Below are 26,141 nucleotides of genomic sequence, written 5' to 3'. Positions count from 1 at the left end.
CGACGCGGCGCGGACCGGGGCCGAGGTGCTGGGGTCGGTGCGACGGGCCGCGCTCGGGCGAAGCCCGCATCGTGGGCCTGCCGGCCTGCGGGCGACGCCGGAACTCGCCCCGCGACGAACCTCCGCTCAGCCCGCCGAGCGCTTCGCCGCCACGACCGCGTCGAAGACGACCCGCTTGGCCAGGCCGGCCTCGGCCGCCACGGCCGCGATGGCTTCCTTGCGGCGCTCGCCCGCGTCCTCGCGGATGCGGACGCGGCGGACCAGTTCGTCGGCGTCGAGTTCCTCGGGGCCGGACTCCGGGGCGCCCTCCACGACGACGGTGATCTCGCCACGTACGCCCTCCGCCGCCCAGGCGGCCAGGTCGGCGAGGGGGCCGCGCTTGACCTCCTCGTAGGTCTTGGTCAGCTCGCGGCAGACGGCGGCGCGGCGGTCGGCGCCGAAGACCTCGGCCATGGCGGCGAGGGTGTCGTCGAGGCGGTGCGGGGCCTCGAAGTAGACGAGGGTGCGCCGTTCGCCGGCGACCTCGCGGAGCCGGGACAGGCGTTCGCCGGCCTTGCGGGGCAGGAACCCCTCGAAGCAGAAGCGATCCACCGGCAGCCCGGACAGCGCGAGCGCGGTGAGCACGGCGGACGGCCCCGGCACGGCGGTGACCTTGATGTCGTGCTCGACGGCGGCCGCGACCAGCCGGTAGCCGGGGTCGGAGACCGACGGCATCCCCGCGTCCGTGACAAGGAGCACACGGGCGCCCCCGCGCAGCGCCTCCACCAGTTCGGGGGTGCGCGCGGACTCGTTGCCCTCGAAGTACGACACCACCCGGCCGCCCGGCGTCACCCCGAGGGCCTGGGTGAGGCGGCGCAGCCGCCGGGTGTCCTCGGCGGCGATGACGTCGGCGTCCGCCAGCTCCGTGGACAGCCGGGGCGGGGCGTCCGCGACGTCGCCGATGGGGGTACCTGCGAGGACAAGGGTTCCAGTCACGGGGCCATCCTCCCAGGGGCGCCGGCCGGCACGGAAAACGATCGCGTCCCAATCGGTACCGCGCTTGCACGGGACTCACACGGCACGTTTCCCTACCATGGCGCGGTGACCAGTACCGCGTCCTCCACGGACCTCCGGCAGGGCCAGGCGCCGCCCGACGACGAGCGGCCCTCCTGGCAGCGGCGGCTGCGCCGATTCGGCTACGTACCTCCCGCGAACGCCCCCGCGGCCGACGTACGGGACCGGCTCGTGCCGCCCTACGCGCAGCCCTCGCCGAGGGTGTGGCAGGTGCTGGGCTGCCCGCCGCACTTGGCGGACCGGATCACCCGCTGGTCGGGCTGGGGCGGGCCGCTGCTGGTGACGCTGCTCGCGGGCCTGCTGCGGTTCTGGCACCTGGGCAGCCCGCGCGCGGTGATATTCGACGAGACGTACTACGCCAAGGACGCCTGGGCGCTCGTCCACCGCGGCTTCGAGGTCAACTGGGACAAGAACGCCAACGACGCGGTCCTCGCGACCCACGGCCACCTCGCCGTGCCCACGGACGCGGCGTACGTGGTGCATCCGCCGGTCGGCAAGTACGTGATCGGCCTGGGTGAGCTGATCTTCGGCTTCGACCCGTTCGGCTGGCGGTTCATGACCGCGCTGCTCGGCACGCTGAGCGTGCTGCTGCTGTGCCGGATCGGCCGCCGGATGTTCCGCTCGACCTTCCTCGGCTGCCTGGCGGGCGGGCTGATGGCGGTGGACGGCCTGCACTTCGTGATGAGCCGGACCGCGCTGCTGGACGGCGTGCTGATGTTCTTCGTGGTCGCCGCCTTCGGCTGCCTGGTGGTGGACCGGGACCGGGCGCGGGAGAAACTCGCCGCCGCTCTCCCGGTGGGCCCGGACGGGCTCGCCCGCCCGGACGCCCGCCTTGCCGACACCTTCCGCTTCGGCTGGCGCCCCTGGCGCTGGGGCGCGGGCGTGATGCTGGGCCTGGCCTTCGGCACCAAGTGGAACGGCCTGTACATCCTGGCCGCGTTCTGCCTGATGGCGGTCCTGTGGGACGTGGGCGCCCGCAAGGTCGCCGGCGCCCGGCACCCGTACGAGGCGGTGCTGAAGTACGACACCGGGTTCGCGTTCCTGGCGACCGTGCCGGTGGCGATCGCGGTGTACGTCGCCTCCTGGATCGGCTGGGTCCTCTCCCCCACCGACGGCACCGGCGGCTACTTCCGCAACTGGGCCGCGACCGACGGCCAGGGCGGCTCCTGGACCTTCCTGCCCGACTGGCTGCGCAGCCTGTGGCACTACGAGCACGAGGTCTACAACTTCCACGTCCATCTGTCGTCCCCGCACACCTACCAGTCCAACCCGTGGAGCTGGATCGTGCTGGGCCGCCCGGTCTCGTTCTTCTACGAGTCCCCCGGCCCGGGCTCCGCCGGCTGCCCGATCGGCACCACCGACAAGTGCGCCCGCGAGGTCCTCGCCCTCGGCACCCCCATGCTGTGGTGGGCCGGCTGCGCGGCGATCCTCTACGTCCTGTGGCGCTGGGCCTTCCGCCGCGACTGGCGGGCCGGCGCCATCGCCTGCGGCGTCGTGGCCGGATACCTCCCCTGGTTCATGTACCAGGAGCGCACGATCTTCCTCTTCTACGCGGTCGTCTTCGTCCCCTTCCTCTGCCTCGCGGTCGCCATGCTGGTCGGCGCGATCATCGGCCCCCCTGGTTCCACCGACACCCGCCGAGTGGTCGGCGCCACCGCGGCGGGCGTCCTGGTCCTCCTGATCGCCTGGAACTTCATCTACTTCTGGCCCCTCTACACGGGCCAGGCCATCCCCATCGACTCCTGGCGGGGGCGGATGTGGCTGGACACCTGGGTGTAGGCCCGGCCAGAGGACGGAACACGCCAGGTTTCGCCACCCCCGTAGGCGTCCTGCCTGGGGGTGAGGAATGCGCCAGGGGAACGCGCCAGTCGAACGCCACCGGGGGCGCCACCGGCAAAAGGGGGCGAACCCCCATCCGGGGTCGGCCGCGGGGCGGTTGAGCAGGTGGGGGCGGGTGGGGTTTCCTCTCTGGCGGAGGCCCCGGGGGGAGAGCCTTCGGCACGGTCCCCGCAGGCGTGGGGTCCGGCTCGGGGCACGCACCCCGGAGCCGGGCGGGCGCGTGGGGACGGGGCGGGTCCGGGCGTACGCACGTCGTCCGGGCCCGCCCCTCGCGCGTACGCCGTTCAACGTCTCCGTTCGGACAAGTATCGGAAACGGCCGCCCCAACTCCCTGTGGAGCACATACAGTTCCGTGCGCACCAACTTTTGAACACGTTCAGGAATCCGGTGCGGCAACGGGGAGGAATCACGCATGGGCAGGGGAGTCAGAGTCGCGGTCATCAGTGGCGTGTGCGCCACGATGCTGGGCGGGGCCGGGTACGGCATGTACAACATCGCCTCCGCGCTGAACTCGACCGCTACCGACGGTGTCAAGGCCGCACCGACCGGGCCGCCCAGCGGCGAGGAGGTCGATCGGACCACCGCCAAGTTCTTCGCCGCCTGGGAGAAGAACCAGCCGGAGCAGGCGGCGAGCCTCACCAACTTCCCCGAGGAGGCCAGGTCGCTGCTCACGGCGTACGGCTCGGACGCGCACATCACCGGCGTGCGCATCACCCCCGGCAGGGCGACCGGCCAGACGGTGCCGTTCCGGGTGCGGGCGACGGTGTCGTACGGGCAGGAGAGCCGGCCGCTGGCGTACGCGAGCAGGCTGACCGTGGTGCGCGGGGTCAACTCGCACCGCCCGCTGGTCGACTGGGACCCCGCGCTGGTGCACCCGAAGCTGGCCAAGGGCGACTCGCTGACCGTCGAGGAGTCCGCCACCCCGCAGATCGACGCCGTGGACCGCGACGGCCAGGTGCTGACCAAGGAGAAGTACCCCTCCCTCGGCCCGGTCCTGGACGAGCTGCGCAAGCGGTACGGCGCCAAGTCGGGCGGGCAGGCCGGCGTCGAGCTGGTGGTCCGGCACGAGGGCAGCGGGGCGGCCGACACCACGCTGATGACCCTGGTCAAGGGCAAGCCGGGCAAGCTGCGCACCACGCTCAGCGCGAGCGCCCAGGCGGCGGCCGAGGCGGCGGTGGCCGACTACACCAACTCCTCGGTGGCGGCCGTACAGCCCAGCACCGGCGACATCCTGGCCTTCGCCAACCACCGCGACGACGGCTTCAACGCGGCCTTCCTCGGCGAGCTGGCCCCCGGCTCCACCATGAAGATCGTCACCGCCGCCACCCTCATCGACTCCGGCCTGACCTCGGCGAACGGCCCGGCGCCCTGCCCGCCGTCGGCCGTGTGGCAGAGCCAGACCTTCACCAACCTCACCGGCCTGGCGCCCGACGAGAACGCCACCCTCTCCGAGAGCTTCGCCCGCTCCTGCAACACCGCGTTCGTGAAGTTCGCGGACGAGGTGAAGGCGGACTCGCTGGCCACGGAGGCCGCGCAGCGGTTCGGCATCGGACGGAACGACTGGAAGGTGGGCGTGCCCTCCTTCGACGGCCGGGTCCCCTCGCCGGACGGGCCCGACCGGGCGGCCGGGCTGATCGGGCAGGGCCAGGTCCAGATGAGCCCGCTGAACATGGCGTCGGTGACGGCGACCGCGAAGACCGGCACCTTCCGGCAGCCGGTCATCGTCCCGCTGAGCCTGGACGGCCGCCGGGCCGCCACCGCGGGCGGGCTCGCGCCGGGTACGTCCCAGCAGTTGCGCAAGATGATGAACCGCACGGCGCGCAGCGGCACCGCGGCGGGCGTGATGGCGGGGCTGAGCGGGAACGTCGGCGCGAAGACCGGTTCGGCGGAGGTCGACGGGCAGTCGCGGTCCAACAGTTGGTTCACCGGCTACCGGGACGACATCGCGGCGGCCGCGATGACGGAGGACGGCGGGCATGGCATCGACGCCGCCGGTCCGATTGTCGCAAGAGTGCTACGGAGTGCGGGCTGAGATCGGCCGAGTTCGCACAGACTCTAGGCTGTTGAGGTCGTTGGGGACGTGTGAGGGCTGCGGGGACCCTGGGGAGAGCGCGGAGGGCTTGGGACTGTGGGCAAGAGAAGGCGTGCCGCCGAACGGCCGAAGAGGAAACCCGCCGTACTCGGCGGCATGATCGCCCTCGTCGTCGGCGGCGCCGGGTTCGGCCTCTACGCGCTGTACGACGGCGGGGCGTCCGCCGACGAGGCGTCCACACTGTCCGACCACAAGAACGTGAAGACCGGGCCGCCCAGCGCGCTGGAGGTCAAGACGGTCACCACCCGCTTCCTGACCGCCTGGCAGCAGGGCCGGGTCACCGAGGCGGCCGCCGCCACCGACCACGCCGAGGCCGCCACCGCGCTGCTCACCGGCTACACCAAGGACGCCCGCCTGAAGGACGTCACCCTCACACCGGGCAGGGCGACCGGCGCGAAGGTGCCGTTCTCCGTCAGGGCGACCGTCGCGTACCAGGGCGTCAGCAAGCCGCTGGCGTACACGAGTTCGCTGACCGTGGTGCGGCGGGCGAGCGACGGCGCGGCGCTGGTCGGCTGGCAGCCGTCCGTGGTGCACCCGGAGCTGAGGGACGGCGACACCCTGGTCACCGGCGCGTCCGGCACCCCGCCGGTCAAGGCGCTGGACCGGGCCGGCGGCGAGCTGACGGTGACCGCGTACCCCTCGCTGGGCTCGGTGCTGGACGGGCTGCGGGAGAAGTACGGCAAGACGGCCGGCGGCAAGGCGGGCGTGGAGCTGCGCGTGGTGCGCGGCAAGGCGTCGAAGAAGGCCGGGCTGTCGGACAAGACGCTGGTGGAGCTGAGCGAGGGCACGCCGGGCACGGTGAAGACCACGCTGGACCCCAAGTTCCAGGCGGCGGCCGAGCAGCAGGTGGCCAAGCGGGAGCATGCGTCGGTGGTGGCGCTGCGCGCGTCGACCGGTGAGATCCTCGCGGTCGCCAACAGCGGGCACGGCTTCAACATCGGCTTCCAGGGCTCGCTGGCCCCCGGCTCCACCATGAAGGTGATCACCTCCTCGCTGCTGATCGAGAAGGGCCTGGCGAGCGCGGACAAGAAGCACCCGTGCCCGAAGACCTTCACCTTCGGCGGCTGGAAGTTCCACAACGACGACGACTTCGAGATCAAGGACGGCACCTTCAAGGCGAGCTTCGCCCGCTCCTGCAACACCGCCTTCATCAGCCAGGCGAAGAAGCTGAAGAACGACGACCTGACCAAGCAGGCCCAGCAGGTCTTCGGCCTCTCCATGAACAACTGGTCGGTCGGCGTGCCCACGCTGGACGGCTCGGTGCCGGTGCAGTCGGCGGCGCAGATGGCGGCTTCGCTGATCGGGCAGGGCGGGGTGCGGATGAACCCGCTGAACATGGCCTCGGTGGCGGCGACCGTGAAGACCGGCACCTTCCACCAGCCGTACCTGGTCGCCCCGTCCGCGGACCACCGCACGCTGGCGACGGCGTCCCGCACGATGTCGGCGAAGACACTGGGCCAGCTCCGCGAGCTGATGAACTTCACCGCCGCGTACGGCACGGCGGCCGAGGCGATGTCCGGGCTGGGTCCGGACTACGGCGCGAAGACCGGCTCGGCCGAGGTCGACAACCAGAAGAAGCCCAACGGCTGGTTCACCGCCTACCGGGGCGACCTCGCCTCGGCCGGTGTGGTGCAGGCGGGCGGCCACGGCGGCGACACGGCCGGGCCGATCGTCGCCGGCCTGCTCAAGCTCGGCGGCTGATCAGTTCCGTACGGGCTCGGCCGTGTAGGTGCGCAGCAGGAACCGGGTCAGCGACTTCACGTCGAACTGGACCACGTCCACTCCCTCCGGGGAGTGGAACTCCAGCACCGCCTGTACGCGCCCGCACGGCCAGACCCGTACGTCCCCGCTCTCGGCGGGGGCCCGGAGGCCGTCCTCCAGCAGGGAGCGGGAGAAGGTCCACTCGGCGGGGCCGGGCAGGCCGACCTGGACGGAGAGGGGGTCGGCGTCGGGGTCGTAGCGGAGCACCACGCGGACGGCGTCGGGGTCGTCCTCCGCGTCGGTGACGATGTGGGCGCGGGTGTACTGCTCGACTACGGACATCGGTTCGCCCTCTCACGTTCAGTGACCGCCACGAAGGCCGCACAGCCGTTTCGTCTCTAATGTCGCATATTTTCTGATTTGCGCCCTTGGGGGCCGAGAGTCGGGCCCGGAGTCGAGACCGCCTCGCTCTTGCAAGGCATTCGCAACAAGCGCTTAAAATTGAACGGTGCATGTACCTGACGGATTCATCGACGCCCCCACCTCCGCTGTCACCGGGGTGGTCGCCGCGGGCGCCCTCGCGGTGAGCCTGCGCGGCGCCCGCCGCGAACTGGACGAGCGCACGGCCCCGCTGGCCGGCCTGGTCGCCGCGTTCATCTTCGCCGTACAAATGCTCAACTTCCCCGTGGCCGCCGGAACAAGCGGCCACCTGCTGGGCGGAGCGCTGGCGGCGATACTCGTCGGCCCCTATACCGCCGTGCTGTGTGTGTCGGTCGTGCTGCTGATGCAGGGCGTGCTGTTCGCGGACGGCGGGCTGACCGCGCTCGGCGTGAACATCACCGACATGGCGATCGTCACGAGCGTGGTGGCGTACGCCGTCTTCAAGGGCCTGCTCGCGGTGCTGCCGCGCTCCCGGCGCTCGATCACCGCCGCCTCCTTCGTCGCCGCCCTGCTCTCCGTGCCGGCCGCGGCCGTCGTCTTCACGCTGATCTACGCGATCGGCGGCACCACGGACGTGTCCATCGCCAAGGTGGCCACCGCGATGATCGGCGTCCACGTACTCATCGGCATCGGTGAGGCCGTGATCACCGCGCTCACCGTCGCCGCCGTCGTCGCGGTCCGCCCCGACCTCGTGCACGGCGCGCGCGGGCTGCAACAGAAGCTCCGGCTCCGGGTGAACGGCGAGCTGGTCGACGCCCCCGAGGCCGCCCCGGCCCCGGCCGCCGCCCGCACCTCCCGGCGCACCCTGTGGATCACCGGCCTGGTGACCTCGCTGGTCCTCGCCGGGTTCGTCAGCTTCTACGCCTCCGCCAACCCGGACGGCCTGGAGAAGGTCGCCCACGACCAGGGCATCGACAAGAAGACCGAGCCGCACCACTCCTCGGACTCCCCGCTGGCCGACTACGGCGTCAAGGACGTGGCGAACGCCCGGCTGTCCGGCGGCCTCGCGGGCGTGATCGGCGTCGGCGTCACCGTCGTCGCGGGCAGCGCGGTCTTCTGGGCGGTGCGCAGGCGCCGCGACCACGACGCCTCTCCCGCGAACACGAGCGTCTGAGATGGGCGCCGGCCACGGGCACAAGCTCTACCGGCACGGGCACTCCGCCGTGCACCGGCTGCCCCCGCACACCAAGCTGGCGGCCGTCTTCGCCTTCGTCGTGGTGGTGGTCTCCACCCCGCGCGAGGCGATGTGGGCGTTCGGGGTCTACGCGCTGCTGCTGGCCGGCGTCGCGTACCGGGCGCGGGTGCCCGCCGGGTTCCTGCTGAAGCGGCTGCTGATCGAGGTGCCGTTCGTCGCGTTCGCGGTGCTCATGCCGTTCGTCGCGGAGGGCGAGCGGGTGCACGTCCTCGGCCTCTCACTGAGCGTCAACGGCCTCTGGGGCGCCTGGAACGTGCTGGCCAAGGGCACCCTGGGCGTCGCCGCCTCGGTGCTGCTCGCCGCCACCACCGACCTGCGCGAACTGCTGCTCGGGCTCCAGCGGCTGAAGCTGCCGCCGCTGCTGGTGCAGATCGCCTCCTTCATGATCCGCTACGGCGACGTCATCACCGACGAGATGCGCCGGATGCGGATCGCCCGCGAGTCGCGCGGCTTCGAGGCGCGGGGGGTACGGCAGTGGGGGGTGCTCGCCAAGTCGGCGGGCGCGCTGTTCATCCGCTCCTACGAGCGGGGCGAGCGGGTCCATCTGGCCATGGTCAGCCGGGGTTACGCCGGGTCGATGCCGGTCATCGACGAGGTCACCGCCACCCGTGACCAGTGGCTGCGCGCGCTGGCCCTGCCCTGCTCCGCCCTCGTCGTCTGTCTGCTGGGATGGTTCCTGTGAGTACCGCACCGCTGTCGCTGGAAGTATCCGGCCTCGCCTTCGCCTACCCCGACGGCCACCAGGCCCTCTTCGGGGTCGACTTCGCCGTCCCGCGCGGTGAACGGGTCGCGCTGCTCGGGCCGAACGGCGCGGGCAAGACCACGCTCGTGCTGCATCTCAACGGCATCCTGTCCGGCGGCACCGGCACGGTCACCGTGGCCGGACTCCCGGTCGGCAAGCGGCACATGGCCGAGATCCGGCAGAAGGTCGGCATCGTCTTCCAGGACCCCGACGACCAGCTCTTCATGCCGACCGTGCGCGAGGACGTGGCGTTCGGTCCTGCGGCGGCCGGGCTGAAGGGGGCCGAGCTGGAGGAGCGGGTGCGGACCGCGCTGGAGCAGGTCGGGATGGCGGAGTTCGCCGACCGGCCCCCGCACCATCTGTCCTTCGGGCAGCGGCGCCGGGTCGCGGTGGCGACGGTACTGGCGATGCGGCCGGAGATCCTCGTCCTGGACGAGCCGTCCTCCAACCTGGACCCTGCCTCGCGGCGCGAACTGGCCGACATCCTGCGGTCGTTGGACGTCACGGTGCTGATGGTCACGCACGACCTGCCCTACGCCCTTGAGCTGTGCCCGCGTGCGCTGATCCTCAGTGACGGGGTGATCGCGGCCGACGGGCCCACCGGCAAGCTGCTCTCCGACGACGCGCTGATGCGGGCGCACCGGCTGGAGCTGCCGTTCGGGTTCGATCCGCGGACGGTGGCGTTGGACGCGTAGGAGTTCTGGGCGCCGGAGGCCGGGCGTCGGGGGCGGGGGCGGGGGCTGGGTCGGGGTCGGGGTCGGGGGTCCGTCGGGGCCGAGGAATCCAAGGCCGTACGGCTGTGTTTCACTCGTGAGTGCGGGCGAGGAAAGGGAATACGGCGTGGATGTGCGTGTGAACGGCACGGTGGCCGAGGGCTTCGAGCCGGTGGCGGAGGCGTTCGCGGCGAACTTCGCCCGGCTCGGGGAGCGGGGCGCGGCCGTGGCCGTGTACCGGGACGGGCACCGGGTCGTCGACCTGTGGGCGGGCACCCGTGACATCGACGGTTCCGCCCCCTGGGAGCGCGGCACCGCGCAGATCGTGCGCTCCGCGACCAAGGGGGTCGCCGCCGCCGCGCTCCTGCTGCTGCACCAGCGGGGCCTGCTGGACCTGGACGCCCCGGTGGGCGCGTACTGGCCCGAGTTCAAGGCGGCGGGCAAGGAGCGCGCCCTCGTACGCGATCTGCTCGCCCACCGGGCGGGCGTGCCGGTGCTGGACCGGCCGCTGACCCCCGCGGAGGCCGCCGACCCCGGCCTCGGCGCCGCCGCCGTCGCCGCGCAGGCGCCGGTGTGGGAGCCGGGCACGGACCACGGGTACCACGCGCAGACCTATAGCTGGCTCACCGGTGAGCTGGTCCGCCGGGTCACCGGGCGCCCGATCGGCGAGTTCATCGCGTCCGAGATCGCGACGCCGGCCGGGGCGGACGTATGGCTGGGGCTGCCCGCCTCCGAGCAGGCACGGGTGGGCCGAGTGGGGCCGCTCCCGGCGCCCGAGGCGACCGGCGCGCTGAAGGTACGCCCCAAGCGGGCCGTCGCGGACGCCTACGCCGACCCCGCCTCCCTGACCCGCCGCGCCTTCGCCGCGATCACCCCGCTCCCGGACGAGAACGACTTTACGTACCGTTCGGCCGCCCTCCCCGCCTCCAACGGCATCGCCACGGCGGACGGCCTGGCCCGCGTGTACGCGTCCCTGATCGGCGAAGTGGACGGCGGAACCCGCGTGTTCACCCCGGAGACTCTGCGTCTGGCCCGCGCCGAGTCATCGACGGGCCCGGACCGGGTCCTCGTCGTCAGCACCCGCTTCGGCCTCGGCTACATGCTGCACGGCGCCGCCTCACCCCTCCTCTCCCCCACCGCCTTCGGCCACCCCGGCCGAGGCGGCGCCCTGGCCTTCGCCGACCCCGCCTCCGGCATCTCCTTCGGCTACGTCACCAACGGCTTCCGCAGCGGGGTCACGGCGGACCCGAGGGCCCAGGCACTGGTACGAGCGGTACGGGGTTCGCTGGCGCGGGCCTGAGCGGATCGGACGGGGGGGGACCGCGCCCCGCTACGGGTAGGCACCGCCGAGGCCCGCTACAGGTAGCCCCTGCGCCAGGGTGACGGCCGATCCAGACGGGGGCGTACAAGTTCGTGGCCCTGGGCCGGTCCTCGCGGCGGGGCGCCGACGAGACCCGCTTGACCGGCCCCCGCGCGGACGCGCCCCTCAGACGTGGATGGGGTGCGAGATGCGGCCCGAGTCCGCGTCGATCTCCTCGTGGGCCTTGGTCAGCAGGCGCATGGCCAGTTCGTTCAGGGCGCGGGCGCCGGCGATCTCCTCGCCGACCCGGGGCTGGTTGGAGTCGACCCGGTGCCGGGTCGCGTGGCCGTGCGCCCGTACCTCACTGCCGTCCGCCAGCCGTAGAAGTGCCACGGCGCGCGTGTGCTGGTCGTCCTCGTCGAACTCCAGCTCGATGTGCCAGCCCACGGTGTTGTGCGTCATCCCAACCACCTCCGAAAGCCACCGTGCCCCCTGCTTCCAGGGTGCGCCCGCCTCCGCCGAAGTTCACGTCGGGCCCGTACAGGTCAGTCGGTCGTCTTCTCCTCGAAGCTGGCGAAGTAGGCCGCCGCCATGTCCTCGTCCCCGTGTCCCTGGGCGGCTGCGCGGGCGAAGCGGTTGGCGGTGGCTTCGGCGAGGTCGAGGCGGACGCCGCCCCGGTCGGCGGCGGCGGTGATGAGGCGGGCGTCCTTCTCGGCGGTGGCGACGGCGAAGGAGGCCGGGGTGAGCTTGCCGTCCAGGACCAGCGCGGACTTGGCGCGGAGGTAGCCCATGTCCAGCGGGCCGCCCTCGATGAGGTCGAAGAACGAGCGCGGGTCGACGCCGAGCGCCTGGGCGAGGGCCAGCACCTCCCCGGTGGCCGCGGTGATGGCGAGCACCCAGTTGTTGGCGACCAGCTTGAGCCGGCTCGCGCTGCCCTCGGCCCCGTCCTCGCCGGTCCACACCGTACGGGAGCCGACCGCGTCGAAGACCGGCGCGAGGGTGGCCCGCCCCGCCTCCGGCCCGGCGGCCAGCACGGTGAGCTGACCGTCCTCGGCGGGCTTACGGGTGCCGAGCACGGGCGCGTCGTAGAACTCGAGACCGTGCTCGCGGGCGAACGCGGCGAGGCGGCCGGTGAGTTCGGCGCCCGCGGTGGTGCTCTGCACCCACAGCGTGCCGGGCCGCAGCGCGGGCGCGGCCTCGCGCATCACGTCCAGCACGGTGTCCCCGTCGTACAGCATGGTCAGCACCACGTCCGCGCCCTCGACCGCCTCGGCGGCCGTACCGGTGACACGGACGCCGTCCTCCGCGAGCGGCTCGGCCTTGGCACGGGTGCGGTTCCAGGCGCGTACGGGAAGCCCGGCGGCGGCGAGGTTGCGGGCCATGGCGGCGCCCATGATGCCGGTGCCCAGCACGGCGACGGTCGGCCGGTCGGTGGCGGTCATACGGTGGCTCTCCTTGTCACAGCGTGTCGCCCTGTGAGGGGGGCGTCGATCATGTGCCTCGCCCCCATCCTGCCCGCAAACCCCGCCCACCCCGCCGTGACTCAGCGGGCCCGCTCCTCCCGCGTGAAGAATTCGATCAGTTCCGCGGACGTGGGCTTGTGGTGCGCGTCGGCGGCCGCGTCGACGCCGCGCGGGAAGAGCACCCGCTCGTACGCGGCCGGCGGGGCTAGGCCGGTGAAGTCGATACCGGCGAACCAGCCCAGGGGCCTGGCGAGCGTGACGTAGGCACGCGTACTCCGGGACCGCGTCGGAGAGCAGCGGACGGATCCGCGACCAGGCGCCGTCCGCGACCACGAGGAGGTCGGCGGTGACGGAGGTGCCGTCGGCGAAGGTCACCTCGTGACGGCCGTCGGCCAGGGTACGGGCGCCGCTGGCCTTGTGCCCCCAGCGGACGGTGCCCTCGGGCAGCGCGTCCAGCAGGAGCTGACGCAGCTCACCCCGCTGCACCTCGGGCCGGCCGCCGGTACCGTCGGCCTTGTCGAACAGCAGCGAGCCGTCCCGGTGGAAGAACCGCATCGCCTCCCGGAACTCCTCCGTCAAGTCGGCCGCCTTGAGCGCCAGTTGCCCGTTGCAGTCATGAATGTCGAGCATCCCGCCCTGCGTACGCGCCCCCGCCGAGCCCCGCACCGATGATCGTGGCGTGAGTGGACATGGGTTCTCCTCACAGAAGGCTCCCGCCGGGTGCCCACCCGACGAGCACCCCCACCGCCCCAACCCACCCCGACAGCGGGCCGACAAAGGTATGCGGGAGGAGTCGTTACTCTGACCGGTCCTCGTCCCACGTATGCCGTCCGCCGTGCCTCTCGAAGAGACAGCAGCTCTCCTCCGGCGTACCTGCACTCGTCACCGGGCAGTCGGCGAGGACGACCAGCGTGGCCTCGCTGCCGGACCAGCGCAGCCACGACGCGGTCGTGCACTCGGCGTCGTCGAGGAAGCCGTAGTGATCACCGGCCCGGTGCTCGGAGAGCTGGCACTGCACGGCACGGTCGACGTGGCCCGAAGGTGACCGCTGCTGCGCCACCCGCAGAATGTCCAGCGGCACCCGCCGCCAATGCGCACACCTCGTCATCGCGCCGTCCTGACACCGGCTCCGCAGCGCGGGCACGAGCACGGTGGAAAGCCGACGGGGTTCTCCGCAAGCCTCCGCTCCTTCTGTTCCAGCACTTCCACCACCCGACCCCAGGTCCGCCCGGAATCGTGCGAGACCCGGAGCGTCATGAGAACCCGCGGCCGGGAACCGGAGCCCTCCACGGGTGGCCCGCCGTCGCTGGGACAGCCCCGCCCGTCACCGCTGGCAACCATGGCCTCACCTCTCCGTCGTACGAACCCGATCCGGGACGTCACCCAGGAAATCGTCCGAAGCCGGAGATGACCACGGCATCCGTGCGGCACTCTGGTCGCATATCCGCGCACGCACCGTAGCCACGGGCCGGGCGTGGGAAGGGAGCGGTCATGGCGCTGGCACGACGTCGCAAGGCCCTGGGCTACAGTCAGGAAAAACTGGCCCAGTTGCTCGGCGTGGACCGCACCACGGTCGGGCGGTGGGAAAGCGGCAGGATCGCTCCCCAGCCGGCTCAGCGACGAGCGTTGGCAGCCGTACTCGAGATCAGCCTGCACGAGTTGGACGCCCTCCTGGTGCCGCCGCGAGCAACGGACGAAGCGGAGCAGGGACGGGTGTCCGGCTGCCCTACGGACGCGGGAGACTCCGACGAGATGATCCGCCGCGAATTCCTCCGCCTGCTCACGGTCAGCGGGGCGCTCGCGGCGCTCCCCGCCGAAGAGGCCGAAGCGCTGGCCGACGGGGTGCGCAGGGGCACTCCGGCCGACTTCGCCCGTATGAACGGCCACCTGTGGCAGGTCTACCGACTGGCCCGCGCCAAACGGTCTGTCCACCCCGTCGTCCGCGACCAACTGACCAGGCTCTCCGAGGCGCTGGCGCAGAACCGGGGCGGGGCGCGCTCGTTGCTGACCGCAGCGGCGGACCTCTTCCAGTTGGCCGGCGAGGTGGCCTTCGACGCCGACCGGCACTCCGACGCCGTCTCCTCCTACGCACTCGCCGCCTCCCTCAGCAAGGACGCGGGCGCGTACGACCTTTGGGCCTGCGCCCTCGTGCGGCACGCGTACGTCGAGATGGCGGAGCACCGCTACACCCAGGCCGCCGAGATGCTCGGCGCCGCCGAAGCCCTGGCGGCGCGGGGCGACGGCACCCTGTCGACCCGCTACTGGGTGGCTTCCGTACGGGCGGAGGCCCACGCCGGTCTCGGGGACCTGGACGCGTGCGAGCGGGCGCTGGACCGAGCGGAGGAGGTGCAGGGTCTGAACGGGGACGGCGGCAACGGCGGCTGGCTCAGGTTCGACGGCTCACGCCTGGCCGAGGAGCGCGGCGCACGCTATGTGCGCCTGGGACGCCTGGACTTGGCAGAGTGCACGCTGCAGAAGGCGCTTGGGCAGGGGCCCTTGGCCTCCGGTCAGTCGTTCCGGCGGCGTGGCACCGTACTGGCCGGCCTGGCCGCCGTCGGGGCGAAGCGGGGAGACCCCGAGCAGGTGGTCGCGTACGGCAGTCAGGCCGTCGAGCTGGCTTGCACCTCCGGCTCGGGATATGTCGCCCGTAGACTCCGGGATCTGTACGACGAGTTCGGCACCCTGCGCCGTGATCGACGCGTGGCGGAACTGGGGGCGGAGATCGTCGCGCTGAGCACGCCGTCACGAGAGGGGTAACCATGTCGGAGACCGAGGGCGCACAACTCTTCCGGGAAGCCTGGATCGCCGGTGTACACCGCCACTTCCCCGGTGAGCCCAAGCCCGGTTACGTGGCCCCGTGGGACGAGACCCCGCAGTGGGAGCGGGAGGCGGCGGGTGCGGTGGCCGCGCAGGTGCGTCAGTTCGTGAGCCTCAGCGACGGTGCCGCCGCTCGGCTGACCCGCGAGCAGAAGGGCCGTTTCGTCGCCATCTGCTGGACCGCCCAGATGTACAGGCACTTCACCGATCCCAAGCCCGGCTACGTGGCCGACTGGCCGCAACTCCCGGCCTGGCAGCAGGAGACGGACGCGGACATCTTCGAGTCGATCGAGAAGTCGGCGGGCTGACCAGCTTCGGCACCCCCCGCTTCACCCCGCGTGCAGCATCAGCCCGATCCCCACCACCAGCAGGCCCGCCGCCGCGATGCGCGGAGCGCCGAAGCGTTCCTTGAAGAAGAGGGCGCCGATGGCCGCGCCGACGATGATCGAGGATTCGCGGAGGGCGGCGACGGGGGCGAGGGGGGCGCGGGTCTGGGCCCACAGGACGAGGGCGTAGGCGGCGACGGAGAGGACCGCGCCGAGGAGGCCCAGCGTGGCGTACGGCTTGAGTTTGCGGACCATGTCGCCGCGGACGCGGTAGTACATGTACGCGGGGATGAAGACGCCCTGGACCGCCATCAGCCAGGCGATGTAGCCGAGCGGGGTCTCCGCGTGCCGTACGCCGACGCCGTCGAGGACGGTGTACACGGCGATGGTGAGCCCGGTTGCGACGGCGGCGCCGATGGCCTTCCAGTCCGGCCGCCGCCCGCGCAGCCCCCACAGACTCACCCCGGTCAGCCCGACGCAGGACACGGCGACCCCGGCCGCCGCCCACCCGCCGGGCACCTCGTGCGCGAACAGGGCGGCCAGCACGGTCACCACCAGCGGCGCGGTACCGCGTGCGATCGGGTACGCCTGCCCGAAGTCCCCGAGCCGGAAGGAGGTCATGAGCAGCGCGTAGTACGCGACATGCACCCCGGCGGAGACGAGCAGGTACGGCCAGGCGGGCCCGGCCGGCCGGGGCGCGAACAGCGCCATCACCAGACCGACGACCAGACCGCCCCCGGCGATCAGCGTGAACCCGGTCAGCTTGTCGCTGATCCGGTGGGCGATGGCGTTCCACCCGGCGTGGGTGAAGGCGGCCAGCAGGACTGCGGCGGTGACGAGCGGCGTCACCGGTCAGGACCAGTCGTCGTCATACCCGGCACGCTAACCGATCACTGCGTGGCCTGTACAAGGGATTCGGCCGGGGCCGCCCGGCCGTCATCACCCGAACAAACCCGGCCAGTTGCACGGAGTCACTGACCCGGGGGAGGCCACACCCCTAAGCTGCGGAGCATGAATGGGATCGAGGGCGCTCGACTGTTCCGGGAAGCCTGGATCGCGGGGGTCCGCCGCCACTTCCCCGGTGAGCCCGAGCCCGGCTTCGTCACCCCGTGGGAGGACGTGCCCGAGTGGCAGCGGGAGGTCTCCGGAATCGTCGCCTCCCGCATCCAGGGCCTGATGGAACTCAGCGAGGGCAACGCGGCCCGGCTCTCCCGCGAGCAGAAGGGCCGCTTCGTCGCCATCTGCTGGGCCACCGAGGTCAGCGACCAGCTCGACGAACCCGACCCCGCCGAGATCGCCGAATGGCCCGACCTCCCCCTGTGGCACCGGGAGACGGTGGCGGACGTGTTCGAGGCGCTGGAGAAGACTGCGTGACGACGGACGGCCGGTGAGGCAGAAGCCCCACCGGCCGTCCCCGTAAGGCACCGTCAGGCGCGGACCAGTTCGCGGTCCTCGTCCGGGTCGGCCTGCGTCTTCAGGCCCTCGCCCTCGACGTCCACGTTGGGCAGGACGCGGTCGAGCCAGGCGGGGAGCCACCAGGCGCGGCGGCCGAGGAGGGCCAGGACGGCCGGGACGATGGCCATGCGGACGACGAAGGCGTCGAAGAAGACGGCGATGGCCAGACCGAAGCCGATCATCTTGATCATCGCCTCGCTGGACCCGATGAAGCCGGAGAAGACGGCGATCATGATGACGGCGGCGGCGGTGACGACGCGGGCGCTGTAGCGGAAGCCGGTGACGACCGCCTGGCCGGGGTTCTCCCCATGGACGTACGCCTCACGCATCCGGGTCACCAGGAACACCTCGTAGTCCATGGCGAGTCCGAAGACCACGCCGACCATGAAGATCGGCATCATCGACATGACCGGCCCGGTCTGCTCGACGTTCATCAGGCCGGACAGCCAGCCCCACTGGAAGACCGCGACGACCGCGCCGAGGGCGGCGAGCACGCTGAGCAGGAAGCCGAGGGCCGCCTTCAGCGGGACCAGGATCGAGCGGAACACCACGATCAGCAGCAGGAAGGCGAGGCCGACGACCAGCGCGAGGTACGGCAGCAGCGCGTCGTTCAGCTTCTGCGACACGTCGATGTTCATCGCCGTGGCGCCCGTGACCAGCAGCTTCGCGTCCGTCGCGGAGGCGATGGACGCGCTCCTGCCCCGGATCGCGTGCACCAGGTCCTCGGTGGTGGCCGAGGACGGCTGGGACTTCGGTACGACGGTGATGATCGCGGTGTCGCCCGCCTTGTTCGGCGTCGGCGGGGTGACCGTGACGACGTCCTTCAGGCCCTTGATCTCATCGCCGACCTCGGCGAACGCGGCCTTCTTGTCGGCGCTGCCCTTGGCGTCGACGACGACCATCAGCGGGCCGTTGAAGCCGGGGCCGAAGCCGTCGGAGAGCAGGTCGTAGGCGCGGCGCTGGGTGGTGGAGACGGGCTGGGAGCCGTCGTCGGGCAGACCCAGTTCGAGCGAGGCGGCCGGGACGGCGGCGGCGCCGAGGCCGACCACGCCGAGCAGCAGCACCGTGACCGGGCGCCGGACCACGAAACTCGCCCACCGGGTGCCCATGTTGGGACGGCCGGCCTTCTTGGCCGCGCGTCCCCCGCCGAGCAGCTTGCTCTTCTCCCCGGCCGGCTTGACCGTACGGCCCGCGTAGCCGAGCAGCGCCGGGATCATGGTGAGCGCGATCAGCACCGCGATGGCGACCGTGCCCGCGGCGGCCACGCCCATCTTGGTCAGCATCGGGATGTTGACGACGGAGAGCCCGACCAGCGCGATGACGACGGTGAGGCCCGCGAAGACCACCGCCGAGCCCGCCGTACCCACGGCGCGGCCCGCGGCCTCCTCGCGGTCGCGGCCCTCGGCCAGTTCGGCGCGGTAGCGGGAGACGATGAAGAGGGCGTAGTCGATGCCGACCGCGAGGCCGATCATCGTGGCCAGGGTGGAGGTGGTGGAGCCGAGGTCCAGCGGGGTGGCGAGCGCGGTGATCGCGGAGACCCCGATGCCGACGCCGATGATCGCGGTGAGCAGCGGCAGCCCGGCCGCGATGAGCGAGCCGAAGGTGATGACGAGGACGACGGCCGCGATGGCGATGCCGATGACCTCGCTGGACCCGGTCTCGGGCGCGGCGGTGAGCGCGTCGCCGCCGATCTCGACGGTCAGCCCGGCGTCCCGCGCGTGCCCGGCGCTCTCCTTGAGGGCGTCGCGGGAGGAGTCCTCCAGCTCCATCCCGGAGACCTTGTACTTCACCGAGGCGTAGGCGATCGTGCCGTCCCGGCTGACCGCCTTGCCGGTGTACGGGTCGGCGACGGAGGCGACCTCGGAGCCGGAGCCCAGCTCCTTGACCGTCTTCTCGACGGTCGCCTTGTTGGCGGGGTCGGTCATCTTCTGGCCGTCGGGCGCGTGGAAGACGACGCGGGCGGTCGCGCCGTCGGCGCTCATGCCGGGGAAGCGCTGCTCCAGCAGGTCGAAGGCGCGCTGCGCCTCGGTGCCCGGGATGGAGAAGGACGAGTTCCCGGCGGGCGGCGCGGAGGCGGCGCCCACCCCGGCGAGGGTGAGCAGCGCGACCCACAGCAGGGCGACGAAGTGCCGTCGCCGGAAGGCGAATCGGCCGAGTTTGTACAGGTACGTGGCCACGAGGGCGTACTCCCGGTCAGGTCGTGGAGAGCATCTGGGCAGGATGGGTCAGCCCGGCGACGTGAGCGGTGACGTCAGGTGGTGGGCTTGCGGGGAGGGGTCGGTCAGGTGGTGGGGACGCCGAGAGCGGGGAGGATCACGGCGTCGATGTAGGAGCTGAGGAAGCCCTGGGTGGGAGGCTGCTCGTCGATGAGCGCCCGGGTGGCGAAGGCGCCGATCATCATGTGCACCACGAAGGGCAGCGCCGGGTTGTCCGGGGCCACTTCGCCCCGGTCCACGGCACGCCCGAGCATCCGGCTCAGCTCGGTGATCTCGGGCTCGATGACCTGCTCCCGGAAGGCTTGCAGCAGGTCCGGGTTGGTGTGGGTGGCCATGGCCAGGCCCCGCATGAGGGCACTGTTCTGCTCCATGGCGCAGTCGTCCTCGCGGTGCACGATCGCGAGGAAGTCCCCGCGCAGCGAGCCGGTGTCCACGTCGGAGATCCCGCCGGGTTTGCTGTGCCGGATCGCGCGGGCGACCAGTTCGGCCTTGCCGCCCCACTGGCGGTAGAGCGTGGCCTTGCTGGAGCGGGTGCGGGCGGCGACGGCGTCCATGGTGAGGGCGTCGTAGCCGACCTCGCGGAGCAGGTCGAGGACCGCCTCGTACAGCTCGGCAGCACGCTCGGGCGTGAGCCTGCTGCGACGCGCGGTGGCGGCGTCGGTCATCCGCCTCACCCTCTCCCGCTCATCCGGACGACGCGTACGGGACTCCGTACAGGACGACGGTACCCCGGCCGTCTACGAAACGAAACCGTTTCGTACTGCCGCTGGGCGTGTCCTGTGTCACTGGGCGCTGGGCCGCACGAGTTGCTGTGCCCCCCGCGCCGGAAAAGCATGGGTAGGTGAGCTATCTGCGGCTTCCCCACATCAGTGACGATCTGCTGTGCTTCGTGGCCGAGGACGACCTCTGGCTGGCGCCGCTGGACGAACCGGGCCGCCCCTGGCGGCTCACCGCGGACCGCACCAAGGCCGGACACCCCCGTTTCTCGCCCGACGGCAAGCAGATCGCCTTCACGAGCTGGCGCAGCCTGGTGCCCGAGATCCACCTGGTGGACGTGGCCGGCGGCCCGGCGCGGCAGTTGACGTACTGGGGCAGCGCCGACACCCAGGTGTGCGGCTGGACGCCCCCCGACCAGCACGGCAGGAGCGACATCCTGGCCGTCGCCTCGCACGGCCAGCCCTTCTCCTACTTCACCTGGGCCCACAAGGTCGGCACCGACGGCAGCCCCGGCGGGCGGCTGCCCTGGGGCCCGGTCGGGGACATCCAGGTCGCGGACACGGCCGGCGAGCACCAGACCCTCCTCCTCACCGGCACACCCCCGCACGAACCCGCGTCGTGGAAGCGGTACCGGGGCGGCGCGACGGGACGGCTGTGGCTGCAGGGACAGCGGCTGCTGGAGGACATCGACGGCCAGCTCTCCTCCCCGATGTTCGTCGCCGGACGCATCGCCTTCCTCTCCGACCACGAGGGCATCGGCAACCTGTACTCCGTCGCCCCCGACGGCACCGACCTGCGCCGCCACACCGACCACGACGCCTTCTACGCCCGGCACGCCGCGACCGACGGCGAGCGGGTGGTCTACCAGTGCGCCGGTGACATCTGGATCGTGGACGACCTCTCCCCCACCGGCACCCCGCGCAGGCTCGACATCGACCTGGGCGGCGCCGCCCCCGGCCGCCGTCCCTACCAGGTGCCCGCCGCGCACAACGTGGACGGCCTCTCCGTGGACGAGACCGGCCGGGCCAGCGCGGTGACCGTCCGGGGCAGCCTGTACTGGCTCACCCACCGCGACGGCCCGGCCCGCACCATCGCCGACACCCCCGGCGTCCGGGTCCGGCTGCCGGAGATGCTGGGCTCGACCGGGCAGCTCGCCTACATCACCGACGCCGAGGGCGACGACGCGATCGCCATCGCCCAGCTCCCCCGCGCCACCGGCGGCCGCGAGCCCCGGCTGCTCGGCGAGGGCAGGCTCGGCCGGGTACTGGAGCTGGTCTCCGACCCGGAGGGCGAACGGCTGGCGGTCGCCTCGCACGACGGCCGCCTGCTGCTGATCGACGTGGCGGAGGACGAAGAAGGCACAGAAAGCACCGAGGGGCGCGAACCCGGCACCGTCACCGAGCTGATCCGCTCCGACAACGGCCCCGTCCGCGACCTCGCCTTCTCCCCCGACGGCGCCTGGCTCACCTGGTCCCACCCCGGCATCGGCCGCTCGCTGCGCAAGATCAAGCTGGCCCGGATCAAGGACCGCATGGTCGTGGACGTCACCAACGGCCGCTTCGAGGACGAGAACCCGGTCTTCACCAGCGACGGCCGCTATCTCGCCTTCCTCTCCTGGCGCGGCTTCGACCCGGTGTACGACGTGCACACCGGCGACCTGTCCTTCCCGCTCGGCTGCCGCCCCTACCTGGTCCCGCTGAACTCGGCCACGCCCTCCCCCTTCGCGCTCAACCCCGAGGGGCGTCCGGCGGCGGGCGGACTCGATCCGCTGGAGACCGGCTCCGGCGAGGGCGGCACGGTGACCGTGGAGGTGGAGGGACTGGAGAACCGGGTCACGCCGTTCCCGGTGATGTCCTCCAAGTACTCGGCGCTGCGCCCGGTCGCGGGCGGCGGGCTGGTCTGGCTGCGCTGGCCGATCTCCGGTGCGCTGGGCGAGACCTTCGTCAACCCGGCCGACATCAGCGGCCGGCCCACGCTGGAGCACTTCAACCTCAGCAAGGCGAAGAAGACCGAACTGGTCGGCCACCTCGACTGGTTCGAGGTGAGCGGCGACGGCACCCGGCTGGTCGTGGTGGACGAGGGCGACCTGCGCGCGGTGCCCGCCACCGAGCCCGGCGACAGCGACAGCACGGTCTGGATAGACCTGCGCCGCATCCTGCACGAGGTGGACCCGGCCGCCGAGTGGCGCGGGGCCTACGCCGAGGGCGGTCGGCTCATCCGGGACTACTTCTGGGACCCCGGCATGTGCGGGATCGACTGGACCGCGATCCTGGAGCAGTACCGGCCGCTGGTCGAACGGGTCACGTCCCCCGACGAGTTCGCCGACCTGATGCGCGAAGTCCTCGGCGAACTGGGCACGTCGCACGCCTACGTCACCCCGGCCCGCCGCAACGAGGGCCCGCCGCACTACCAGCGCAGGCAGGGCCTGCTCGGCGCCAACTTCGTCTGCCGGGACGGGGCGTGGCTGGTCGCCCGCATCCTGGACGGCGACTCCTCCGACTCCCGCGCCCGCTCCCCGCTGGCCGGCACCGGCATCCGCGAGGGCTCCGTGCTGACCCATGTCAACGGGCGCCCGGTGGACCCGGTGACCGGGCCGTACCCGCTGCTCGCGGGTTCCGGGGGCACCACCGTCGACCTCACCTTCACCCCGCCGGCGGGCGAGCCGGGCCCCGCCCGCCGGGTGGCCGTGGTCCCGCTGACCGACGACCGCTCGCTGCGCTACCAGGACTGGGTGGCCAAACGGCGCGAGGTGGTACGGGAGTTGAGCGGCGGCAAGTGCGGCTATCTGCACATCCCCGACCTGGGCGGCTCCGGCTGGGCGCAGTTCAACCGCGATCTGCGCCTCGAGGTGTCCCGGCCCGCGCTGATCGTGGACGTGCGCGGCAACGCGGGCGGGCACATCAGCGAGCTGGTCATAGAGAAGCTGACCCGGACGATCCTCGGCTGGGACCTGACCCGCGACGCGGAGCCGGTGTCGTACGCCTCCAACGCCCCGCGCGGGCCGGTCGTGGCGCTCGCGGACGAGGCGACCTCCTCCGACGGCGACATGATCACCGCCGCCTTCAAGCTGCTCGGGCTCGGCCCGGTGGTGGGGCAGCGCACCTGGGGCGGGGTCGTCGGCATCACCGGCCGGCACCGGCTCGGGGACGGCACGGTGATCACGGTGCCGATGAACGCGGCCTGGTTCGACGAGTACGGCTGGTCCGTGGAGAACCGGGGCGTCACGCCCGACCTGGAGGCGCTGCGCACCCCGCTGGACTGGGCCGAGGGCCGCTACGCCCAGCTCGACGACGCGGTGGAGCTGGCGCTCGACATGCTCCGGACGACCCCCGCCGCGGTACCGCCCGACTACAGCGACGTACCGGACCGCTCGCGGCCGAAGCTGCCGCCGCGCGAAGAGGGGTGAGAGGGCAAAAAAAGAGGGCGGGACCTCCCGCCACTCTCAACATATAGCGCAAGGGGGGCCTTGCGGCAAGGCCCCCCTCATGCCGCAGAATCGCTCGCCGAGCCCAGAACCTGCGGAAATGAGTGATCCACTACATGTGTGCGCTGCTGTCCGAGCGTGATCCCGCACCGGAGTCCCGCGCGTTCGACCTCCCCGACCGGCTCGCCGCCAAGGCGGACCCGGCACTGATCGCCGCCGACGAGCGGCACTTCGCAAAGATCGCCGCGAGCCTGGAGCAGACCGTCGCCGAGCTGTCCGAGAGCCTGGACGCCCTGCGCCGGGCGCCCGGCGGGGTCGGCCGGGAGGTGCTGGAACGGGACCTGGAGATCCACCGGCTGACCGCCCGGCTGCGCGCCCTGCGCCGCTTCGGCCTCGACCTGTGCCTGGGCCGCATCGTGCACGACGGTGACGGCGAGGACGCGGCGCCGGTCTACATCGGCCGCCTCGGCCTCACCGACAGCACCGGCCGCCGGCTGCTGATCGACTGGCGCTCCCCCGCCGCCGAACCGTTCTTCGCCGCCACCCACGCCCAGCCGATGGGCCTGGCGAGCCGCCGCCGCTACCGCTGGACGCGCGGCCGGATCACCGACTACTGGGACGAGGTGTTCACCGCCGACGGCCTGGAGCACCACGCGGCGCTGGACGACCAGTCCGCGTTCATCGCCACCCTGGGCGCGACCCGCTCCGAGCGGATGCGGGACGTGCTCGCCACCATCCAGGCCGACCAGGACGCCATCATCCGCGCCTCGTCACGCGGCGCCCTCGTGGTGGACGGCGGCCCCGGCACCGGCAAGACCGTCGTCGCCCTGCACCGCTCCGCCTACCTCCTCCACTCCGACCCGCGCCTCGGACACCGCCGGGGCGGCGTCCTGTTCGTCGGCCCGCACCAGCCGTACCTGAACTACGTCGCCGACGTGCTGCCGAGCCTGGGCGAGGAGGGGGTGCGGACCTGCACCGTGCGGGACCTGGTCGCCGAGGGCGCCACGGCGGGCGTCGAGGCGGACCCGGAGGTGGCCCGGCTGAAGTCCTCGGCGGACCTGGTGAAGGGCATCGAGAAGGCGGTGCGCTTCTACGAGACCCCGCCCACCGGCCCCCTGACCGTCAGCACCCCGTGGGGCGAGCTGCACCTGACCGCCGCCGACTGGGCCGAGGCGTTCGAGGCGGCGGAGGCGGGCGTCCCGCACAACGAGGCGCGCGACCTGATCTGGGAGGCGCTCGTCACGATCCTCCACGACCAGCTCGACAAGGAGGTCCCGGCCACGCTCTTCCGCCGGGCCCTGGCCTCCGACGGCGAACTGACCGGCACCCTGCGCCGCGCCTGGCCCCTGCTGGAGGCCGCCGACCTGGTGGGCGACCTGTGGACGGTCCCGGCGTACCTGCGGATGTGCGCCCCCTGGCTCACCCCGGACGAGGTGCGCCTGCTGCGCCGCGCCGACCCGCAGGCGTGGACGCTGTCCGACCTGCCGCTGCTGGACGCGGCCCGGCAGCGGCTCGGGGACCCGGAGACCTCGCGGAAGAAGCGCCGCCAGGCCGCCACCATCGCCGTCGAACGGGAGCGGATGTCCGCCGTCATCGACAGCGTGCTCGCGGCCGACCCGGACGGCGAGGGCGCGGTGACCATGCTGCACGGGCAGGACCTCAAGGACAGCCTGATCGACGAGGGCGCACTGCCGGCCATCGAGGCGGACGCCCTGGCCGGGCCGTTCGCGCACATCGTGGTGGACGAGGCCCAGGAGCTGACCGACGCCGAGTGGCAGATGCTGCTGCTGCGCTGCCCGTCCCGGAGCTTCACCGTCGTGGGCGACCGCGCCCAGGCCCGGCACGGCTTCACCGAGTCGTGGGAGGAGCGGCTCGCGCGGGCCGGTCTCGGCCGGGTGAAGGTGGCCTCGCTGAGCATCAACTACCGCACCCCGGAAGAGGTGATGGCCGAGGCGGAGCCGGTGATCCGCGCCGCCCTCCCGGACGCCAACGTGCCGGTCTCGGTCCGGGCGAGCGGCATCCCGGTCACCTACGGCCCGGTGTCCGACCTGGACGCCGTGCTGCACGACTGGCTGGCGGAGAACGCCGAAGGGACCGCCTGTGTGATCGGCGATCCCGCGTTCAAGGAACGCCCCCGTGTCCGGTCGCTGACACCGGAGCTGGCGAAGGGGCTGGAGTTCGACCTGGTCGTGCTGGTGGACCCGGACGCCTTCGGCGACGGCATCGAGGGCGCGGTGGACCGCTATGTGGCGATGACCCGCGCGACTCAGCGGCTCGTCGTGCTGGGCGCCTAGCCGCGCCGGGGCGGGGCACCCGGACGTACCGGGTGCCCCGCCGCGTGGCTGCCGCCGGATCTACGCCGCGTCAGGCGGTGTGGTCCGGGTCGAAGCGGTCCTCGACGTCCCGCATGCCGCTCTCGGCGCGGTCACGCTGGGGCTGGCCGGCCCGCTCCTGGTGGTCGCGCCCCTGCGGGCCGCGCTGACCGGCCTTCCCGCGGGCCTGGCCGGCCTTCTCCTTGGCCTGCTCCTGCATCTTGCGGGACTTCTCCTGGAACTGGTCCTTCATACCCATGTGGGTTCACATCCCTGGTGAGAACGGTTGCGGCCCCGGTGGGGCCTCGACCAGATTCACACGGGCGAACACCCTC

At 72.4% G+C, this 26,141-nt stretch carries 21 protein-coding genes; 12 read left to right on the top strand and 9 right to left on the bottom strand.

Annotation, left to right across the window (positions count from 1 at the left end; all coding sequences use genetic code 11):
• Positions 1-126 precede the first annotated feature (126 nt).
• Positions 127-975: a 16S rRNA (cytidine(1402)-2'-O)-methyltransferase gene (gene rsmI, locus ACZ3HQ_RS17430; RefSeq protein WP_467511766.1), complete on the bottom strand. Its 849-nt coding sequence runs from the start codon at positions 973-975 to the stop codon at positions 127-129.
• 105 nt (positions 976-1,080) lie between these two features.
• Between rsmI and ACZ3HQ_RS17425 the strand changes: the two genes are divergently transcribed.
• The 3 genes from ACZ3HQ_RS17425 (at position 1,081) to ACZ3HQ_RS17415 (ending at position 6,685) form a co-directional block, all read left to right on the top strand.
• Positions 1,081-2,832, top strand: coding sequence for a dolichyl-phosphate-mannose--protein mannosyltransferase (locus tag ACZ3HQ_RS17425; RefSeq protein WP_467511764.1), 1,752 nt, complete (start codon positions 1,081-1,083; stop codon positions 2,830-2,832).
• A 472-nt stretch (positions 2,833-3,304) separates the two neighbouring features.
• A complete protein-coding gene (locus ACZ3HQ_RS17420) occupies positions 3,305-4,924 on the top strand; it encodes a penicillin-binding transpeptidase domain-containing protein (protein ID WP_467511762.1) in 1,620 nt (539 codons plus the stop codon).
• 96 nt (positions 4,925-5,020) lie between these two features.
• Positions 5,021-6,685 carry a penicillin-binding transpeptidase domain-containing protein gene (locus ACZ3HQ_RS17415; protein WP_467511760.1) on the top strand — a complete coding sequence of 555 codons (1,665 nt, stop codon included), beginning with the start codon at positions 5,021-5,023 and terminating at the stop codon, positions 6,683-6,685.
• Here ACZ3HQ_RS17415 and ACZ3HQ_RS17410 read toward each other — a convergent pair whose 3' ends face one another.
• Complete coding sequence (locus ACZ3HQ_RS17410) at positions 6,686-7,027, bottom strand: SsgA family sporulation/cell division regulator (RefSeq protein WP_031184234.1); 342 nt, start codon at positions 7,025-7,027, stop codon at positions 6,686-6,688.
• 166 nt (positions 7,028-7,193) lie between these two features.
• Between ACZ3HQ_RS17410 and ACZ3HQ_RS17405 the strand changes: the two genes are divergently transcribed.
• The 4 genes from ACZ3HQ_RS17405 to ACZ3HQ_RS17390 all read left to right on the top strand — a co-directional run bounded on the left by ACZ3HQ_RS17405 (position 7,194) and on the right by ACZ3HQ_RS17390 (position 11,076).
• Positions 7,194-8,240 carry an energy-coupling factor ABC transporter permease gene (locus tag ACZ3HQ_RS17405; RefSeq protein ID WP_467511758.1) on the top strand — a complete coding sequence of 349 codons (1,047 nt, stop codon included), beginning with the start codon at positions 7,194-7,196 and terminating at the stop codon, positions 8,238-8,240.
• Between the two features lies 1 nt (position 8,241).
• The gene (cbiQ, locus tag ACZ3HQ_RS17400) at positions 8,242-9,003 is read left to right on the top strand and encodes a cobalt ECF transporter T component CbiQ (RefSeq protein WP_401637441.1); all 762 of its coding nucleotides are present in this window, start codon (positions 8,242-8,244) and stop codon (positions 9,001-9,003) included.
• Positions 8,991-9,758 carry an energy-coupling factor ABC transporter ATP-binding protein gene (locus ACZ3HQ_RS17395; protein ID WP_467511755.1) on the top strand — a complete coding sequence of 256 codons (768 nt, stop codon included), beginning with the start codon at positions 8,991-8,993 and terminating at the stop codon, positions 9,756-9,758. The genes cbiQ and ACZ3HQ_RS17395 overlap by 13 nt, the downstream gene beginning before the upstream one ends.
• Positions 9,759-9,909: 151 nt before the next feature.
• Complete coding sequence (locus tag ACZ3HQ_RS17390) at positions 9,910-11,076, top strand: serine hydrolase domain-containing protein (RefSeq protein ID WP_467512031.1); 1,167 nt, start codon at positions 9,910-9,912, stop codon at positions 11,074-11,076.
• Between the two features lie 186 nt (positions 11,077-11,262).
• Here the strand turns inward: ACZ3HQ_RS17390 and ACZ3HQ_RS17385 are convergent, their stop codons facing one another.
• From ACZ3HQ_RS17385 to ACZ3HQ_RS17375, 3 genes are all read right to left on the bottom strand, one after another.
• The gene (locus tag ACZ3HQ_RS17385; RefSeq protein ID WP_467511753.1) at positions 11,263-11,538 is read right to left on the bottom strand and encodes a DUF1876 domain-containing protein; all 276 of its coding nucleotides are present in this window, start codon (positions 11,536-11,538) and stop codon (positions 11,263-11,265) included.
• 83 nt (positions 11,539-11,621) lie between these two features.
• Positions 11,622-12,608: an NAD(P)-dependent oxidoreductase gene (locus ACZ3HQ_RS17380; RefSeq protein ID WP_467512029.1), complete on the bottom strand. Its 987-nt coding sequence runs from the start codon at positions 12,606-12,608 to the stop codon at positions 11,622-11,624.
• Positions 12,609-13,335: 727 nt separating this feature from the next.
• Positions 13,336-13,647: a hypothetical protein gene (locus tag ACZ3HQ_RS17375; protein ID WP_467511751.1), complete on the bottom strand. Its 312-nt coding sequence runs from the start codon at positions 13,645-13,647 to the stop codon at positions 13,336-13,338.
• Between the two features lie 383 nt (positions 13,648-14,030).
• On the opposite strand from ACZ3HQ_RS17375, the gene ACZ3HQ_RS17370 reads away from it, so the two are divergent.
• Together ACZ3HQ_RS17370 and ACZ3HQ_RS17365 are read left to right on the top strand one after the other, a co-directional pair.
• Positions 14,031-15,296 carry a helix-turn-helix domain-containing protein gene (locus tag ACZ3HQ_RS17370; RefSeq protein ID WP_467511749.1) on the top strand — a complete coding sequence of 422 codons (1,266 nt, stop codon included), beginning with the start codon at positions 14,031-14,033 and terminating at the stop codon, positions 15,294-15,296.
• 2 nt (positions 15,297-15,298) lie between these two features.
• Positions 15,299-15,664, top strand: a complete 366-nt coding sequence (locus tag ACZ3HQ_RS17365; protein ID WP_467511747.1) for a hypothetical protein — start codon at positions 15,299-15,301, stop codon at positions 15,662-15,664.
• Between the two features lie 21 nt (positions 15,665-15,685).
• Here ACZ3HQ_RS17365 and ACZ3HQ_RS17360 read toward each other — a convergent pair whose 3' ends face one another.
• Positions 15,686-16,531: an EamA family transporter gene (locus tag ACZ3HQ_RS17360; protein WP_467511745.1), complete on the bottom strand. Its 846-nt coding sequence runs from the start codon at positions 16,529-16,531 to the stop codon at positions 15,686-15,688.
• Between the two features lie 162 nt (positions 16,532-16,693).
• Here ACZ3HQ_RS17360 and ACZ3HQ_RS17355 point away from each other — a divergent pair, with 162 nt between their 5' ends.
• Positions 16,694-17,056, top strand: coding sequence for a hypothetical protein (locus tag ACZ3HQ_RS17355; protein WP_467511743.1), 363 nt, complete (start codon positions 16,694-16,696; stop codon positions 17,054-17,056).
• A 53-nt stretch (positions 17,057-17,109) separates the two neighbouring features.
• On the opposite strand, the gene ACZ3HQ_RS17350 is transcribed toward ACZ3HQ_RS17355, so the two are convergent.
• Together ACZ3HQ_RS17350 and ACZ3HQ_RS17345 are read right to left on the bottom strand one after the other, a co-directional pair.
• On the bottom strand, positions 17,110-19,314 hold the full coding sequence (locus ACZ3HQ_RS17350) for an MMPL family transporter (RefSeq protein WP_467511741.1): 2,205 nt from the start codon (positions 19,312-19,314) through the stop codon (positions 17,110-17,112).
• A gap of 104 nt (positions 19,315-19,418) precedes the next feature.
• Entirely contained in the window at positions 19,419-20,018 is a 600-nt protein-coding gene (locus tag ACZ3HQ_RS17345; protein ID WP_467511739.1) for a TetR/AcrR family transcriptional regulator, read from the bottom strand.
• Positions 20,019-20,194: 176 nt separating this feature from the next.
• Between ACZ3HQ_RS17345 and ACZ3HQ_RS17340 the strand changes: the two genes are divergently transcribed.
• Both ACZ3HQ_RS17340 and helR read left to right on the top strand, forming a co-directional pair.
• Positions 20,195-23,476, top strand: a complete 3,282-nt coding sequence (locus ACZ3HQ_RS17340; protein ID WP_467511737.1) for a S41 family peptidase — start codon at positions 20,195-20,197, stop codon at positions 23,474-23,476.
• A 134-nt stretch (positions 23,477-23,610) separates the two neighbouring features.
• Complete coding sequence (helR, locus tag ACZ3HQ_RS17335) at positions 23,611-25,788, top strand: RNA polymerase recycling motor ATPase HelR (RefSeq protein WP_467512027.1); 2,178 nt, start codon at positions 23,611-23,613, stop codon at positions 25,786-25,788.
• 70 nt (positions 25,789-25,858) lie between these two features.
• On the opposite strand, the gene ACZ3HQ_RS17330 is transcribed toward helR, so the two are convergent.
• The gene (locus ACZ3HQ_RS17330; RefSeq protein WP_467511735.1) at positions 25,859-26,065 is read right to left on the bottom strand and encodes a hypothetical protein; all 207 of its coding nucleotides are present in this window, start codon (positions 26,063-26,065) and stop codon (positions 25,859-25,861) included.
• Positions 26,066-26,141 lie beyond the last annotated feature (76 nt).

This window comes from Streptomyces sp. NPDC018263 (assembly GCF_055562575.1).
The sequence above is the reverse complement of the archived record's forward strand: the minus strand, read 5'-3'. Positions and strand labels throughout refer to the sequence as shown.

Bases quoted from the DNA above. Each gene is read 5' to 3' on its own strand.
- ACZ3HQ_RS17420 (WP_467511762.1), top strand. From the start codon at position 3,305: ATGGGCAGGGGAGTCAGAGTCGCGGTCATCAGTGGCGTGTGCGCCACG.
- ACZ3HQ_RS17410 (WP_031184234.1), bottom strand. From the start codon at position 7,027: ATGTCCGTAGTCGAGCAGTACACCCGCGCCCACATCGTCACCGACGCG.
- cbiQ (WP_401637441.1), top strand. From the start codon at position 8,242: ATGGGCGCCGGCCACGGGCACAAGCTCTACCGGCACGGGCACTCCGCC.
- ACZ3HQ_RS17395 (WP_467511755.1), top strand. From the start codon at position 8,991: ATGGTTCCTGTGAGTACCGCACCGCTGTCGCTGGAAGTATCCGGCCTC.
- ACZ3HQ_RS17385 (WP_467511753.1), bottom strand. From the start codon at position 11,538: ATGACGCACAACACCGTGGGCTGGCACATCGAGCTGGAGTTCGACGAG.
- ACZ3HQ_RS17375 (WP_467511751.1), bottom strand. From the start codon at position 13,647: ATGACGAGGTGTGCGCATTGGCGGCGGGTGCCGCTGGACATTCTGCGG.
- ACZ3HQ_RS17370 (WP_467511749.1), top strand. From the start codon at position 14,031: ATGGCGCTGGCACGACGTCGCAAGGCCCTGGGCTACAGTCAGGAAAAA.
- ACZ3HQ_RS17365 (WP_467511747.1), top strand. From the start codon at position 15,299: ATGTCGGAGACCGAGGGCGCACAACTCTTCCGGGAAGCCTGGATCGCC.
- ACZ3HQ_RS17355 (WP_467511743.1), top strand. From the start codon at position 16,694: ATGAATGGGATCGAGGGCGCTCGACTGTTCCGGGAAGCCTGGATCGCG.
- ACZ3HQ_RS17345 (WP_467511739.1), bottom strand. From the start codon at position 20,018: ATGACCGACGCCGCCACCGCGCGTCGCAGCAGGCTCACGCCCGAGCGT.
- helR (WP_467512027.1), top strand. From the start codon at position 23,611: ATGTGTGCGCTGCTGTCCGAGCGTGATCCCGCACCGGAGTCCCGCGCG.
- ACZ3HQ_RS17330 (WP_467511735.1), bottom strand. From the start codon at position 26,065: ATGGGTATGAAGGACCAGTTCCAGGAGAAGTCCCGCAAGATGCAGGAG.